The sequence below is a fragment of the Kitasatospora sp. NPDC001664 genome (assembly GCF_053596675.1).
Genome location: NZ_JBSFGS010000038.1, coordinates 1 through 15,609 on the forward strand (window position 1 = coordinate 1; position 15,609 = coordinate 15,609).

General features: G+C 70.5%; 10 protein-coding genes. 1 reads left to right on the forward strand and 9 read right to left on the reverse strand.

Annotated features, from left to right (window positions below; all coding sequences use genetic code 11):
- Positions 1 to 284 precede the first annotated feature (284 nt).
- The 9 genes from ACWCYY_RS35525 to eccD all read right to left on the reverse strand — a co-directional run bounded on the left by ACWCYY_RS35525 (position 285) and on the right by eccD (position 11,249).
- Positions 285 to 1,970, reverse strand: a complete 1,686-nt coding sequence (locus ACWCYY_RS35525) for a ribonuclease J (RefSeq protein ID WP_345288781.1) — start codon at positions 1,968 to 1,970, stop codon at positions 285 to 287.
- Between the two features lie 172 nt (positions 1,971 to 2,142).
- Positions 2,143 to 3,042 (reverse strand): 4-hydroxy-tetrahydrodipicolinate synthase, encoded by a 900-nt coding sequence (gene dapA, locus ACWCYY_RS35530; protein ID WP_449798425.1) that lies wholly within the window; start codon positions 3,040 to 3,042, stop codon positions 2,143 to 2,145.
- A gap of 238 nt (positions 3,043 to 3,280) precedes the next feature.
- A complete protein-coding gene (thyX, locus tag ACWCYY_RS35535; RefSeq protein ID WP_345288778.1) occupies positions 3,281 to 4,003 on the reverse strand; it encodes an FAD-dependent thymidylate synthase in 723 nt (240 codons plus the stop codon).
- A complete protein-coding gene (locus ACWCYY_RS35540; RefSeq protein ID WP_345288777.1) occupies positions 4,000 to 4,461 on the reverse strand; it encodes a tetratricopeptide repeat protein in 462 nt (153 codons plus the stop codon). The genes thyX and ACWCYY_RS35540 overlap by 4 nt, the downstream gene beginning before the upstream one ends.
- 7 nt (positions 4,462 to 4,468) lie before the next feature.
- Positions 4,469 to 5,206, reverse strand: coding sequence for a 4-hydroxy-tetrahydrodipicolinate reductase (gene dapB / locus ACWCYY_RS35545; protein WP_345288776.1), 738 nt, complete (start codon positions 5,204 to 5,206; stop codon positions 4,469 to 4,471).
- A 30-nt stretch (positions 5,207 to 5,236) separates the two neighbouring features.
- Positions 5,237 to 6,616: a M16 family metallopeptidase gene (locus ACWCYY_RS35550; protein ID WP_380149487.1), complete on the reverse strand. Its 1,380-nt coding sequence runs from the start codon at positions 6,614 to 6,616 to the stop codon at positions 5,237 to 5,239.
- A 98-nt stretch (positions 6,617 to 6,714) separates the two neighbouring features.
- On the reverse strand, positions 6,715 to 8,925 hold the full coding sequence (locus ACWCYY_RS35555) for a polyribonucleotide nucleotidyltransferase (protein ID WP_345288774.1): 2,211 nt from the start codon (positions 8,923 to 8,925) through the stop codon (positions 6,715 to 6,717).
- 425 nt (positions 8,926 to 9,350) lie between these two features.
- A complete protein-coding gene (gene rpsO, locus ACWCYY_RS35560; RefSeq protein WP_345288773.1) occupies positions 9,351 to 9,641 on the reverse strand; it encodes a 30S ribosomal protein S15 in 291 nt (96 codons plus the stop codon).
- A gap of 150 nt (positions 9,642 to 9,791) precedes the next feature.
- Positions 9,792 to 11,249: a type VII secretion integral membrane protein EccD gene (gene eccD, locus ACWCYY_RS35565; RefSeq protein WP_380149486.1), complete on the reverse strand. Its 1,458-nt coding sequence runs from the start codon at positions 11,247 to 11,249 to the stop codon at positions 9,792 to 9,794.
- A 354-nt stretch (positions 11,250 to 11,603) separates the two neighbouring features.
- On the opposite strand from eccD, the gene eccCa reads away from it, so the two are divergent.
- The gene (eccCa, locus tag ACWCYY_RS35570) at positions 11,604 to 15,557 is read left to right on the forward strand and encodes a type VII secretion protein EccCa (protein WP_380149485.1); all 3,954 of its coding nucleotides are present in this window, start codon (positions 11,604 to 11,606) and stop codon (positions 15,555 to 15,557) included.
- Positions 15,558 to 15,609 lie beyond the last annotated feature (52 nt).

Below are 15,609 nucleotides of genomic sequence, written 5' to 3' on the forward strand. Positions count from 1 at the left end.
GGCACGCTGTTGAGTTCTCAAGGAACGGTGGCTTCCTTCGGTCCGCCTTCCAGCGGGCCCTCCGGGCGCTTCGTTCGTGTTTCGAGCTTATCAGATGTCTTCCGCTCCGATTTCCCGGAGTTTCGCTTTCCGATTTCGCTCTTCGCCTTTCGGCGCTCCCGAACTCTACCAGAGTTCTTCGGGCCGTTTTTCCTTCCCGATTTCACTCGGAGAAGTTCTTTCGGCCGCTTGGGGCAACCCGGAGAACGTTACGCACCGGGCTGCCCCAAGTCAAACCGAGAGGTCTAGACCTCCACGACCACCGGAACGATCATCGGACGGCGGCGGTAGTTGTCCGCCACCCACTTGCCGATGGTGCGGCGGACCAGCTGCTGGACCTGGCGGACCTCCAGGACCCCGTCGCCGGCCGACTTCTCCAGGGCCTCCTGGAGGCGGGCCACCACGGGGGCGAAGGCGCCGTCGTCGATGCCGGAGCCGCGGGCCTGGATGGTCGGGCCGCTCACCATCTTGCCGCTGTTGGAGTCGACCACCACGAAGACCGAGATGAAGCCCTCCTCGCCGAGGATCCGACGGTCCTTCAGCGAGGCCTCGGTGATGTCGCCGACCGACGAGCCGTCGACGTACACGTAGCCGGCCTGCACCTTGCCGACGATCTTGGCGACGCCGTTCTCGAGGTCGACCACGACGCCGTCCTCGGCGATCACGGTGCGGTTCTTCGGGACACCGGTCTTGATGCCGAGGTCGGCGCAGGCACGCAGGTGGCGCCACTCGCCGTGAACCGGCATCAGGTTCTTCGGCTTGCAGATGTTGAAGAAGTACAGGAGCTCGCCGGCCGAGGCGTGGCCGGAGACGTGCACCTTGGCGTTGCCCTTGTGGACGACGTTGGCGCCCCAGCGGGTCAGGCCGTTGATGACGCGGTAGATCGCGGTCTCGTTCCCCGGGATCAGCGAGGAGGCGAGGATGACGGTGTCGCCCTCGACGATCCGGATCTGGTGGTCGCGGTTGGCCATCCGGGACAGCGCCGCCATCGGCTCGCCCTGGGAGCCGGTGCAGACCAGGACGACGTCCTTGTCCGGCAGGTCGTCCAGGGTCTTCACGTCGACGATCATGTTGCCCGGCACCTTGAGGTAGCCGAGGTCACGGGCGATGCCCATGTTGCGGACCATCGAGCGGCCGACGAAGGCGACCTTGCGCTTGTGCTCGTGCGCGGCGTCCAGCACCTGCTGGATGCGGTGCACGTGGCTGGCGAAGGAGGCCACGATGATGCGCTTCTCCGCGCTGGCGAAGACGTTGCGCAGCGCCGCGGAGATGTCGCGCTCGTGCGGGATGAAGCCGGGGACCTCGGCGTTGGTGGAGTCCACCAGCAGCAGGTCCATGCCCTCCTCGGCCAGCTTGGCGAAGGCCGGGAGGTCGGTGAGGCGGCCGTCCAGCGGGAGCTGGTCCATCTTGAAGTCACCGGTGGCGACGACCATGCCGGCCGGGGTGCGGACGGCGACGGCCAGGGCGTCCGGGATGGAGTGGTTGACGGCGATGAACTCGCAGTCGAAGGGGCCGATCCGCTCGCGGTCGCCCTCCTTGACCTCCAGGACGTACGGGCGGATCCGGTGCTCGGCGAGCTTGGCCTCGATCAGCGCGAGGGTCAGCTTGGAGCCGATCAGCGGGATGTCGGGGTTCTCCCGGAGCAGGTACGGGACGGCACCGATGTGGTCCTCGTGACCGTGCGTCAGGACGATGCCGTCGATCTTGTCGAGGCGGTCCCGGATGGAGCTGAAGTCCGGCAGGATCAGGTCGACGCCGGGCTGCTCGTCCTCGGGGAAGAGCACGCCGCAGTCGATGATCAGCAGCCGGCCCGCGTGCTCCAGCACGGTCATGTTGCGGCCGATCTCGCCGAGGCCGCCGAGCGGGGTGATCCGGATGGCGCCGGGCTTGAGGGCCGGGGGCGTGCCGAGGTCAGGGTGAGGGTGGCTCAAAAGACTCTCCTTACGACGCACGCCACATGCCCCGGGGGTCCTCCCCTGCTGACACGTGGCGTGCGTGCTTCGATGGTTTCCTACTTGCCAGGTCTGATGCCTCGCGCCTTCGGTCCGGTCCAGCGGCAGGCCTCGGGAGGCCCGGCGAGCCGGGGCGCGCACGTCTTGTCGTTTACAGGTGTACCCCGCCGGCGGCGAGATCCTCCTTCAGCCGCGCGATCTCCTCCTCGGTGGCGGAGACCAGCGGCAGGCGGAGCGGCCCGGCCGGGTGGCCCTGCAGGTCGAGCGCGGCCTTGGTGAGGATCACGCCCTGAGTGCGGAACATACCGCTGAACACCGGCAGCAGGCTCTGGTGGATCGCGGTGGCCTTCGCCACGTCGCCTTCGCGGAAGGCGTCGAGCATGGCGCGCAGCTCGCCGGCCACCACGTGGGCGACCACGCTGACGATGCCGACCGCACCGACCGAGAGCAGCGGCAGGTTCAGGATGTCGTCGCCGGAGTACCAGGCGAGGCCGGAGCGGGCGATGGCCCAGGAGGCCTCGCCCAGGTCGCCCTTGGCGTCCTTGTTGGCGACGATCCGGGGGTGCTGGCCGAGGCGGACCAGGGTCTCGGTGCTGATCGCGACGCCGGAGCGGCCGGGGATGTCGTAGAGCATCACGGGCAGTCCGGTGGCGTCGGCGATCGCCACGTTGTGCCGGTAGATGCCCTCCTGCGGGGGCTTGTTGTAGTACGGCGTGACCACCAGCAGGCCGTGGGCGCCCGCGGCCTCGGCCTGGCGGGCCAGCTCGACGCTGTGGTGGGTGTCGTTGGTGCCGACCCCGGCGACGACGTGCGCCCGGTCACCGACCGCCTCCACGACAGCGCGGACCAGCTGGGCCTTCTCCGCGTCACTGGTGGTGGGGGACTCGCCGGTGGTGCCGTTGACCACGAGGCCGTCGTTGCCGGAGTCCACCAGGTGGGTGGCGAGGCGCTGGGCGCCGTCGAGGTCGAGCGCGCCGTCGGCGGTGAACGGGGTGACCATCGCGGTCAGGACCCGGCCGAAAGGCGTCTGGGGGGTGGAGGTCGGAGCCATGTGTCCAAAACTACTCGTAGGCACCCCGGGGGTATCCGGAGCGGTCCAGGGTTCGGACAGGTGTGGCGTGGTACTGACGGCCCGTCAGCCGTCCGTTCCGGTCCCGGCATGGGATTCCGGTGCTACTCGCTCGGGGGTTCGAGCAGCACCGGAATCCGTGACCTGAGCCTAGGGAGCGCTCAGAATCACCGCAATCCAGACATGCCGGACATGCCACTCCTATGCCCGTCGGCCCAGGTCAGGGGGCCACGCGGCCGTGCTTCTCGAAGGCCGCATGGGTGAGCGGCATGAGCTCGGCCCACGCCGCCTCCATGCCCTCGGCGACCATCTCGATCTCGCGCTGCGGGAAGGACGGCACGGTGGCGTTCTCCTTCTTGGTCCGCAGCGAGAGGAAGTGCATCAGCGAGCGGGCGTTGCAGGTGGCGTACATCGAGGAGAACAGGCCGACCGGCAGCACGGCCCGGGCCACCTCGCGGGCGACGCCGGCCTCCAGCATCTCCTGGTAGGCGGTGTACGAGGCCCGGTAGGCCTCCTCCATCCGCTCGTTCACCAGGCTCTGCTGCTCGGGAGTGCCGTCCACGAACTCGTACCGGCCCGGGCGGCCCTGCTGGACCAGCTTGCGGTCGGCGCCGGGCACGTAGAAGACCGGCTCCAGGTTGCGGTAGCGGCCGGACTCCTCGTTGTACGACCAGCCGCTGCGGTGCCGGTGGAACTCGCGGAAGACGAAGATCGGCGCGCTGATGAAGAAGGTCATCGAGTTGTGCTCGAAGGGGGTGCCGTGGCGGTCCCGCATCAGGAAGTTGATCAGACCGGCCGACTTCTCCGGGTCCTGGGCCAGTGCCTCCAGCGACTGCTCACCCGCGGTGGAGACCCGGGCGGCCCAGATGACGTCCGAGTCGGCGGCGGCGCTGCGCACCAACTGCACCGTCACGTCGTCCCGGAACTTCACTTCGCTGCTCAACTCTTGCTCCCAATCGGTTCGTTGCTCCCGTGCAGCTTGATCGCGTGCTGCATGGCCTTGCGGGCCCGTGGCGTGTCACCCGCGTCCGCGTACGCCACCGCCAGGCGGAAGAACACCCGCCAGTCCCCCGGTGCCGCCTCCGCCTCCGCCTTGCGGCGGGCGAACACCTCGTCGGCCGACGCCCGGTCGATCCGCCCCCCGGCGGTGCGGCGCAGCTCGTCCACCGGGAGGCCCCCCTCGGCCTCCAGCTCCTTGGCGAGCCGCTCGCTGGCCTTCCCGAACCGCATGGTCTGGCGCAGGAACCAGACCCCGATCGCCGGGACGACGAAGGCGCAGACGCCGAGGCCGATGCCGAGCGGCTTGCCGGTGGCGATCAGCTGGACGCCCTCGCCCATGCAGATCAGCGAGACCAGCAGCAGCGCCGCCGAGAGCAGGAAGAAGCCGGTGCGGGAGGTCATGCCGTGTTCAGAGCTCCATGAAGTGCTCGAGGCCGAAGGTCAGCCCCGGGTGCTCGGCCACCTTGCGCACGCCGAGCAGGATGCCCGGCATGAAGCAGCTGTGGTGCAGCGAGTCGTGACGGATCGTCAGGGTCTCGCCGGTGTCGCCGAGCAGCACCTCCTGGTGCGCCAGCAGGCCGCGCAGCCGGACCGAGTGCACCGGGACGCCGTCCACGTCGGCGCCGCGGGCGCCGGGCAGGCCGTGGGTGGTCGGGTCGGACTGCCGGGGCAGGCCGGCCTCCTCCCGGGCGGCGGCGATCAGCTGGGCCGTGCGGGTGGCGGTGCCGCTGGGGGCGTCCGCCTTGTGGTCGTGGTGCAGCTCGACGACCTCAACGGTCTCGAAGTACTTGGCCGCCTGCTGGGCGAACTTCATCGACAGCACCGCGCCGATGGAGAAGTTCGGGGCGATCAGCACGCCGACCCCGGGGGCCTCGGCCAGCCAGCCGCGCAGGGTGGCCAGCCGCTCCTCGGTCCAGCCGGTGGTGCCGGTGACCACGTGGATGCCGTTGCGGACGCAGTGCTCCAGGTTGGCCATCACCGCGTCGGGGTGGGTGAGTTCGACCGCGACCTCGGCGCCCTTGAGCTCCTCCAGCGAGGAGGAGCGGTTGAGCGCGGCGGTCAGCTCCATGTCCGGGGCGGCGGTGACGGCCTTGACCGCCTCCGAGCCGATCCGGCCGGTGGCGCCGATCACGGCGACAGACGTCATGTCAGATGTCCTCTCAGGCCAACGGGATGGTCAGGCGAGCAGGGCGGCGAGCGCGTCGGCCCGCTTCTGGTTGATCGGGCCGATCAGTGCGAGCGAGGGCCGGTGCGCGCCGAGCACGTCCCGGGCCACCGCGTGGACCTCGTCCAGGGTGACGGCGGCGATCCGCTCCAGCATCTCGCTGACCGACAGGTGCTGGCCGTAGCTGATCTCGGCCTTGCCGATCCGGTTCATCAGCGAGCCGGTGTCCTCCATGCCGAGCACGGTGGAGCCGGAGATCTGGCCGATCGCGCGGCGCAGCTCCTCCTCGGTGATGCCCTCGGCGACCACCTTGGCGAGCTCCTCGCGGCAGATCTCCAGCACCTGCTCGACCCGCTTGGGCTGGCAGCCGGCGTAGATGCCGAACAGGCCGCTGTCGGCGTACGAGGAGGAGTACGAGTAGACCGAGTAGGCCAGCCCGCGCTTCTCCCGGACCTCCTGGAACAGCCGCGAGCTCATCCCGCCGCCGAGCGCGGCGTTGAGCACCCCGAGGGCCCAGCGGCGCTCGTCGTGGCGCGGCACGCCGGGCACGCCCAGCACCAGGTGGGCCTGCTCGGTCGGGCGGTTGAGCACCTCGACCTTGCCGGCCGTGCGCAGCGCGCGGACGCCCTTGCGGACCTCGGCGGGGTGGCCGGCCGAGCGGGCCAGGACCGGGGCGAAGGCCTTGCGGACCTGCCGGACCACGGTCGCGTGGTCGAGGTTGCCGGCCGCGGCGACCACCAGCTGCTCGGGCTTGTAGCGGCGGTGGAAGAACCCGGCGATCTGATCGCGGGTCAGGTTGGTGACCGTCTCCTGGGTGCCGAGGATCGGGCGGCCCAGCGGGGTGTCGCCGTAGATCACCTTGGCGAACAGGTCGTGCACCACGTCGCCCGGGTCGTCCTCGGCCATCGCCATCTCCTCGAGGATGACGCCGCGCTCGGCCTCCACGTCCTCGGGCCGGATCAGCGAGCCGGTGAGCATGTCGCAGACCACGTCGATGGCCAGCGGCAGGTCGGTGTCGAGCACCCGCGCGTAGTAGCAGGTGTTCTCCTTGGCGGTGAACGCGTTCATCTCGCCGCCGACCGCGTCCAGCGCGGCGGAGATCTCCAGCGCGGTGCGGCGGGCGGTGCCCTTGAAGAGCAGGTGCTCCAGGTAGTGGGTGGCGCCGTTCAGCGCCGGGGTCTCGTCCCGGGAGCCGACGCCGACCCAGATGCCGAAGGTCGCGGAGCGGACCGTCGGGAGGGTCTCGGTGACGACCCGCAGACCGCCGGGGAGGACGGTGCGGCGCACGGTGCCGGCGCCGTCCACGCCCTTGAGCAGGGTCCGGGTGGAGCCGGGGCGCTGCTGCGCCGCGCTGGCCTGGGCCACGGGGTAGTACCTCTCAGTCGGAACCATGCACGAACCAGGGGCGCGAGGAACTGCGCGGCCGACCAACCAGTGCGGATAGTGCACGGCTGGTCGCGCGGTTCCTCGCGCCCCTGGGTTAAGCGTTACTACTCGGCGGCGGGGGCGGCGTCGCCCTCTTCGCCCTCGACGACCGGGATCAGCGAGAGCTTGCCGCGCGGGTCGATCTCGGCGATCTCGACCTGGACCTTGGCGCCGACGGCCAGCACGTCCTCGACGTTCTCCACGCGCTTGCCACCGGCGAGCTTGCGGATCTGCGAGATGTGCAGCAGGCCGTCCTTGCCCGGCATGAGCGACACGAACGCACCGAAGGTCGTGGTCTTCACCACGGTGCCCAGGTAACGCTCGCCGACCTCCGGCATGGTCGGGTTGGCGATCTGGTTGATCGTGGTGCGGGCGGCCTCGGCGGCCGGACCGTCGCTGGCACCGATGTAGATGGTGCCGTCGTCCTCGATCGTGATCTCGGCGCCGGTGTCCTCCTGGATCTGGTTGATCATCTTGCCCTTGGGGCCGATGACCTCACCGATCTTGTCCACCGGGATCTTGATGGTGATGATGCGCGGCGCGTACTGCGACATCTCGTCCGGGGCGTCGATCGCCTCGTTCATGACGTCCAGGATGTGCAGGCGGGCGTCCTTGGCCTGCTTCAGCGCGGCGGCCAGCACGGAGGCCGGGATGCCGTTGAGCTTGGTGTCCAGCTGCAGCGCGGTGATGAAGTTGCGGGTACCGGCGACCTTGAAGTCCATGTCGCCGAACGCGTCCTCGGCACCGAGGATGTCGGTCAGCGTGACGTAGTGGGTCTCGCCGTCGATCTCCTGCGAGATCAGGCCCATCGCGATGCCGGCCACGGCGGCCTTCAGCGGGACACCCGCGTTCAGCAGCGACATGGTCGAGGCGCAGACCGAGCCCATCGAGGTGGAGCCGTTGGAGCTCAGCGCCTCGGAGACCTGGCGGATCGCGTAGGGGAACTCCTCGCGGGTCGGCAGCACGGGCAGGATCGCCCGCTCGGCCAGCGCGCCGTGGCCGATCTCGCGGCGCTTCGGCGAACCGACGCGGCCGGTCTCGCCGACCGAGTACGGCGGGAAGTTGTAGTTGTGCATGTAGCGGCGACGGGTCTCCGGGGAGAGCGTGTCGAGCTGCTGCTCCATGCGGAGCATGTTCAGCGTGGTGACGCCCAGGATCTGGGTCTCGCCGCGCTCGAACAGGGCGGAGCCGTGCACGCGCGGGATCGCCTCGACCTCGGCGGCCAGCGTACGGATGTCCGTGACGCCGCGGCCGTCGATGCGCACCTTGTCGGTGATGACGCGCTCGCGGACGATCTTCTTGGTCAGCGCGTTGTAGGCGGCGCCGATCTCCTTCTCGCGGCCCTCGAACTCCGGCAGGAGCTTCTCGGCGGCGATGCCCTTGATGCGGTCGATCTCGTTGTTGCGCTCGGTCTTGCCGGCGATGGTGAGCGCCTTGGCCAGCTCGCCCTTGACGGCGGTGGTCAGGGCGGCCAGCACGTCGTCCTGGTAGTCCAGGAAGACCGGGAACTCGCCGGTGGGCTTGGCGGCCTGGGCGGCCAGCTTCGCCTGGGCGGCGCAGAGCACCTTGATGAACGGCTTGGCGGCCTCGAGACCGGCGGCCACGACCTCCTCGGTCGGAGCCTCGGCGCCCTCGCCCACCAGGGTGATGGTCTTGGTGGTGGCCTCGGCCTCGACCATCATGATCGCGACGTCGCCGTCCGGCAGGGTGCGGCCGGCCACGACCATGTCGAAGACGGCGTCCTCGAGCTCGGAGTGGGTCGGGAAGGCCACCCACTGACCCTTGATCAGCGCGACCCGGACGCCACCGATCGGGCCGGAGAACGGCAGGCCCGCGAGCTGGGTGGAGGCCGAGGCGGCGTTGATGGCCACCACGTCGTACAGGTGGTCCGGGTTGAGCGCCATGACGGTGCAGACGACCTGGACCTCGTTGCGCAGGCCCTTGACGAAGGACGGGCGCAGCGGGCGGTCGATCAGGCGGCAGGTGAGGATCGCGTCCTCGGAGGGCCGGCCCTCACGACGGAAGAACGAGCCGGGGATGCGGCCCGCGGCGTACATCCGCTCCTCGACGTCCACCGTCAGCGGGAAGAAGTCGAAGTGCTCCTTCGGCTGCTTGGAGGCGCTGGTGGCCGACAGCACCATGGTGTCGTCGTCCAGGTAGGCCACGGCGGAGCCGGCGGCCTGACGGGCCAGGCGGCCGGTCTCGAAACGGATGGTGCGGGTGCCGAAGCTGCCGTTGTCGATGACGGCCTCGGCGTAGAACACGTTCTCTTCCACCTGGAAGATCTCCTCTTTCGTACGTTCCCGGAGGAGCGTCAGCGCTGCTGTCTGCCGGCGGCCCTGGGCAGTTCGGGCCGGTCTTCGATCGAAGCCTCCGGGGCTTCCCGCGGTGGGGACTCCCGGGGGCCACTACCGAGGACCGGCGCCTCTCGGGCCTGGTCGGCGGTCGCGTCTGGACGCTCCTCCGGATGCGGGCGGCCTCCGTTTGAGGCCCTTCTCCCCGCTGGGTGAGTGCGTTTGTTGCCTGGGTCGGGCCGACGTCGTGTCGGCACCATGACCGGGCATGCCCCTCACTTTACAAATTCACACCCTACCGAGCTCGTCATTAGGACGCGTGCGGTGCGGCGGGGTGCGCCGTTCTCGTTCGGGTATGCAGCGAGGGGCGGCTCCCCGGTGTCGGGGAGCCGCCCCTTGCAGCGGTCTTAGCGGGCGCCGCCGGCGGCACCGCGGCGGATGCCGAGGCGGTCCACCAGGGTACGGAAGCGCTCGATGTCCTTCTTGGCCAGGTACTGGAGAAGGCGGCGGCGCTGGCCGACCAGGATCAGCAGGCCACGACGCGAGTGGTGGTCGTGCTTGTGGAACTTGAGGTGCTCGGTCAGGTCCGAGATCCGGCGGGAGAGCATCGCGACCTGAACCTCGGGAGAGCCGGTGTCGCCCTCCTTCTGGCCGAACTCGGCGAAGATCTGCTTCTTGACGTCAGCGGCGAGAGCCACGGCATCTCCTTCAAGGTTTTCCGAGTGACCCTTGGTAGACGGCACAGGGGTCTGACTGAACTCGGACTGACCAAGAGTACCAGCGCCCGCCGCCGCCCCTTGCCGCAGGGGTGACGACGGGCGCGGTGGGGCCTCGTCAGCGGGTCGCGGTCAGCCGGTGGCGCCGCGGATCAGGCCGTAGACGTCGAGGACCGCCAGGGCGAGCGGGACCAGGGCGACCAGCGTCAGGCCGTCGACCATGTCCAGGATGCGGCCCCAGAAGGGGGAGACGCCCAGGCGGGGGACGACCAGGGCGATGCCGGTGAGGATGGCCGCGCCGGCCGCGATGGAGGCGGAGAGCCAGACCGTCCGCAGGTCCACCGAGGAGGACGTGGTGGAGGTGAGGATGAACTGCGGGGTGTGCAGCGAGAGCCCGATGATCAGCAGCGCCAGGCTGATCAGGCCGGCGATGGTGAGGGCGAAGACCTGGCCGGTGTAGCGGAACAGGCGGGCCCGCAGCATGGTGGCGATGCCGATGGCCAGGGCCAGCAGCTCGCCCCACTGCCGGTCGCTGAAGCCGAGCACGGTGCAGGCACCGATCACGGTGGCGGCGCAGCCGCCGACCAGGCCGACCAGCACCTCGTGGCCGCGGCGGGCCTGGTGGGCGATCCGCTCGTACTGGACGGTCTCGGAGGCGGCGGCCTCCTCGGCGTAGGAGCTGCCGCGGGTGCGGGTCTGGCCGGGGGCGTTGAAGCCGACGGGCAGGCGGGCGAAGCGGGCGGAGAGCGCGGGCAGGAAGCCGACGGCCGCGACGGCCGCGACGCCGGTGACGGCGGCGATGTCGGTGGCGGGGGTGTCGGAGAGCAGGACGGCGGCGAAGGAGGCCAGGGTGCCGGAGGCGGCCAGGAAGGCGGAGGCCACGAAGGCCGAGTCCTTCTCCGGGAGCATGCCGACCAACAGGACCGAGACCACCAGGACGGCGACGCAGCCGACCAGCAGCTGGAGACGGCCGGGGCCGTCGCCGACGGTGGCCACCGCGACGATGCCGCTGCCGGCGATCAGGGTGTGCGGCAGGGCGCCGAGGCCGAGCGCGAGGGCGGCGTCGTGGTCCTGGTACACCCGGGCGCGGACGCCGGCGAAGGCGACCAGCACCACGGCGGTGACGCCGGCCAGGATCCCGGGCAGGCCGTGCATGTCGTGCCGGAGGTCGGCGAACCAGAGCGCGAAGCCGAGCAGGGTGAGCAGCACGCCCGCCCCGATCAGGCCGAAGGAGCGCATCAGCTCCGGGCTCCAGAAGCGGTGGTCGGCACCGACCGCACTGGCGATGGCGTCGGCCACGTCGTCGTAGACGGCCGGCGGCAGCGACTCCGCGAACGGACGCAGGCTCAGCAGATCCCCGTCGCGCACCTGTTGGGCGGCCAGCGGGAGCCCGCTGTCCAGCACCGTGCCGTCGCGGCGCACCAGGTGGAAGCCGGTCGGCGCACCGTCCACCTGGGTCTGCCCGGAGAGCCGCAGCACCTCGGGGTAGATGTCCGCGAGCGGAACGTCCTCCGGCAGTGCGACGTCGATCCGGCTGTCCGGCGCCACGACGGTGACCCGGCAGAATCCGGTAGTGGCGTTAGAGCTCACCGGCGCTTCCCCCTGTTGCTGTGTCCGTTGTCAGCTTGGCGCCCGCTCGGGGCCGGTAATTGGCACGACCCGACCAAGAGTTGGCGCGGCGACACCCTACCGTCAGATGGTTCGGGCCGGGATACCTGCCCCCGGACGGAGCGTCAAGCCGGTGCGGAGCAGGCGAGTTACGCCCCCGTGCTCGAACGGTTGACGTGCTCCCAGTAGGGTGGGCCCCTGCGCGAGGCGTACGGGGGGCGATGACGCGCGACCCCGGGGCGCCTGCGATCGGCGGAGCGGGGGCGGCGTCATCACACACGGGGCGCCCTCAATACCCGTACGTGTCCAGTTGCGTGTGCGTGAGGGCTGATGCCAGTGAGTGTGATTACGGTCAAGCGTCCGGCGCGGGCGTATCCGCCGCCGGTACCGGACGAGCCGGTGGAGCTGGTGCCGCCACCGGAGCTGCCGCGGGCCGGTGGCGAGGACTGGATGATGTCCCTGCTGCCGCTGCTGGGCATGGGCGGTTCGGCGGCCTTCCTCTTCAACGGCCAGGGGCCGATGAAGATGATGGGCGTGCTGATGGTGGCCTCCACCGCCGCGATGGCGGTGGCGCAGGTCGTCAAGGCCCGCAAGGGCGGCAGCGCCGGGACGGCGGACGAGCGCCGCGACTACCTGAAGTACCTGCAGCAGATGCGCCGTCAGGTCCGCCGCACCGCGGACCGGCAGCGCGGCGCGCAGCTGTTCCTGCACCCGGAGCCGGACCAGCTCTGGTCGATCGTCGCCGAGGGCCGCCGGCTCTGGGAGCGGCGGCCGAGCGACCCGGACTTCGCGCAGATCCGGCTCGGCCAGGGCCCTCAGCAGCTGAACACCCCGCTGAAGGCGCCCGAGACCGCTCCGCTGGACGAGCTGGAGCCGCTCTCGGCGGCCGCGATGAAGGACTTCCTGACCGCGCACGGCACCCTGCAGGACCTGCCGCTGGCGGTCTCGCTGCGCGCCTTCTACCACATCACGGTCTGCGGCGACCCGGACACCGTGTACGGCAACGTGCGCGCGATGCTGGCCCAGCTGGCGACCCTGCACTCCCCCGACGACCTGGTCATCGGGGTGGCCGCCGCGCCCGGCGCGGTGGACGAGTGGGAGTGGGCCAAGTGGCTGCCGCACACCCAGCACCGCAAGGAGACCGACGGCGCCGGTTCGCGCCGTCTGATCGCCACCGGGCTGGGCGAGCTGGAGGTGCTGCTGGCCACCGAGCTGAACGGCCGCAAGGGCTTCTCCCGGGACTCCATTCCCTCCGCCGACCAGCCGCACCTGGTGGTCGTGATGGACGGGGCCTCCGTCCCGCACGACTCGGTGCTGGCCGGGGTCGAGGGCGTCGAGAACGTCACCATCATCGAGGTGGTGCCGGGTGACCTGGACGAGCCGAGCGGCCACCTGGTGGTCACCCTGACCAAGGACCGGCTGCTGCTGGAGTCCGCCTCGGGTGCCTCGTACTCGGGCAAGCCGGACACCCTGTCGTCCTGGCAGTCCGAGGCGCTGGCGCGGCAGTTGGCGCCGTTCCGGGTCTCGGCCGGCGGTGACGACGGCGACCCGTCGCTGGTCTCGATGGACTTCACCGAGATGATGGAGACCGGCGACCCGGGCTCCTTCGACCCGGCCCGGCACTGGCGGCCGAAGCCGGTCTCGGAGAAGCTCAAGGTGCCGCTGGGCGTCGGCCAGAACGGCGAGTACGTCTGGCTGGACCTCAAGGAGGCCTCGCTGGCGGGCATGGGCCCGCACGGCATGTGCGTCGGCGCGACCGGTTCCGGCAAGTCCGAGGTGCTGCGCACCATCGTGCTGGCGCTCGCGGTCACGCACTCCTCCGAGGTGCTCAACCTGGTGCTCGCGGACTTCAAGGGTGGTGCGACCTTCGCCGGCATGGCGGAGATGCCGCACACCGCCGCCGTGATCACCAACCTGGAGGGCGAGGCCACCCTGATCGACCGCATGCGCGATGCGATCGAGGGTGAGATGAACCGCCGTCAGGAGCTGCTGCGCTCGGCGGGCAACTACGCGAACATCAACGAGTACGAGCGGGCCCGCGCCGCCGGCGCCCCGCTGGACCCGCTGCCCTCGCTGCTGATGATCATCGATGAGTTCTCCGAACTCCTCACCGCGAAGCCGGACTTCATCGACCTGTTCATCCAGATCGGCCGCATCGGCCGTTCGCTCGGTATGCACATGCTGCTCGCCTCCCAGCGTCTGGAGGAGGGCAAGCTCCGCGGTCTGGACACCTTCCTCTCCTACCGCCTGGGTCTGCGCACCTTCTCGGCCGCCGAGTCGCGGGCCGCGATCGGCGTGCCGGACGCGTACCACCTGCCGCCCATCCCGGGTGTCGGCTACCTCAAGTTCGGCTCCGACGTGATGGAGCGGTTCCGGGCCGCGTACGTGTCCGGTCCGTACCGTCCGCCGGGCCAGCAGGTCGTCTCCGGCGGCCGGGTGGTCACCGCCCAGCCGGTGCTGTTCACCGCCGCCGAGGTCGAGGTGGTCGAGCCGGTGGTCGAGGAGGTCCCGGTCGAGGAGGCCGCCGAGGAGATCGACGACTCGCTGCTGGACACCATGCTCGACGTCTTCGTGCAGCGGATGATCTCCCAGGGCCCGCCGGCCCACCAGGTCTGGCTTCCGCCGCTGGAGACCCCGCCGTCGGTGGACCAGCTGGTGCCGCCGCTCCAGGTCACCTCCGAACGCGGCCTCACCTCGCCGGAGTTCGGCGCGCTCGGCCGTCTGGTGGTGCCGGTCGGCATCGTCGACAAGCCGCGCGACCAGCGCCGCGACGTGCTCTACCAGGACTACTCCGGCGCGGCCGGCCACGGCCTGGTGGTCGGTGGTCCGCGCTCCGGCAAGTCCACCCTGATCCGCACCATGGTGGCGGGCTTCTCCGTCACCCACACCGCGGCCGAGGTGCAGTTCTACATGCTGGACTTCGGCGGTGGCGGCTTCCAGGCCCTGCAGGGCCTGCCGCACGTCGGTGGTGTGGCCGGGCGTCTGGACGTGGAGAAGGTCCGACGCACCGTCAGCGAGGTGCACGGGGTGCTCAACCGGCGCGAGGAGCTGTTCCGCTCGACCGGCATCGACACCATCGCCACCTTCCGCTCCAAGCGGGCCAACGGGCAGCTCCCGGACGAGCAGTTCGGCGACGTCTTCCTGATCATCGACGGCTGGCTGACCTTCAAGCAGGAGTTCGAGGTCCTGGAGCCGGTCATCGCCGACATCGCCCAGCGCGGTCTCGGCTACGGCGTGCACGTGATCGTGACCGCCGCCCGCTACGCGGAGGTCCGGCCGGCCCTCAAGGACCTGCTGCAGAACCGCACCGAGCTGCGCCTCGGTGACGCGATGGAGTCCGAGATCGACCGCAAGGTCGCGCAGAACGTCCCGGCCGGCCAGCCCGGCCGCGGTCTGACCGCGGACAAGCTGCACTTCCTGTCGGGCCTGCCCCGCCTCGACGGCAACAGCACCATCGAGGACCTGGTCGACGGGGTCGCCGACCTGGTCGCCCAGGTGGACGCGGGCTGGACCGGGCAGCGCGCCCCGCAGGTCCGGATGCTGCCCGCGGTGCTCGACGGGAACTCGCTGCCCAAGGGCTTCGAGCACCCCGAGCTGGGCGTCGCCTTCGGTGTGGACGAGGTCGAACTCGCGCCGGTCTTCCTCAACTTCGAGACCGACCCGCTGTTCCTGGTCTTCGGTGCGAGCGAGTCCGGCAAGTCGGCCGTGCTGCGCATGCTGATCAAGCAGATCACCGAGCGGTACACCCCGGAGCAGGCCGGCATCGTGGTCGGCGACTTCCGCCGCTCGCTGCTGGGCGTCGTCCCGCCGGAGTACCTGGTGGAGTACGCGGCCGCCGCCCCGGCGATGTCCTCGATCGTGGAGATGCTGCGCGGCGCCTGCTCGCGGCGCCTCCCGGGCCCGGACATCACCCCGGAGCAACTGCGCAACCGCAGTTGGTACACCGGCAAGGACATGTTCGTGATCGTGGACGACTACGAGCTGGTCGCCACCTCCTCGGGCAACCCGATGGCGCCGCTGGCCGAGTTCCTCCCGTTCGCCCGGGACATCGGCCTGCGCGTGATCATCGCCCGCAGCGCCGGCGGCGCCGGCCGTTCGCTGTTCGAGCCGGTCATGCAGCGCATGAAGGAGCTCGGCGGCCAGGGCATGCTGCTCTCCGGCGACAAGGCCGAGGGCGCCCTGCTGGGCACCGTCAAGCCGCAGCCGCTGCCCCCGGGCCGCGGTGTGCTGGTGACCCGCCGTCAGTCCGCCGGCCAGACCGTCCAGACGGGCTGGCTGCCGACTCTCTGACAGGTGGTGCGACAGAGGGCCGTGGCCCCTCCGGAAGGAGGGGCCACGGCCC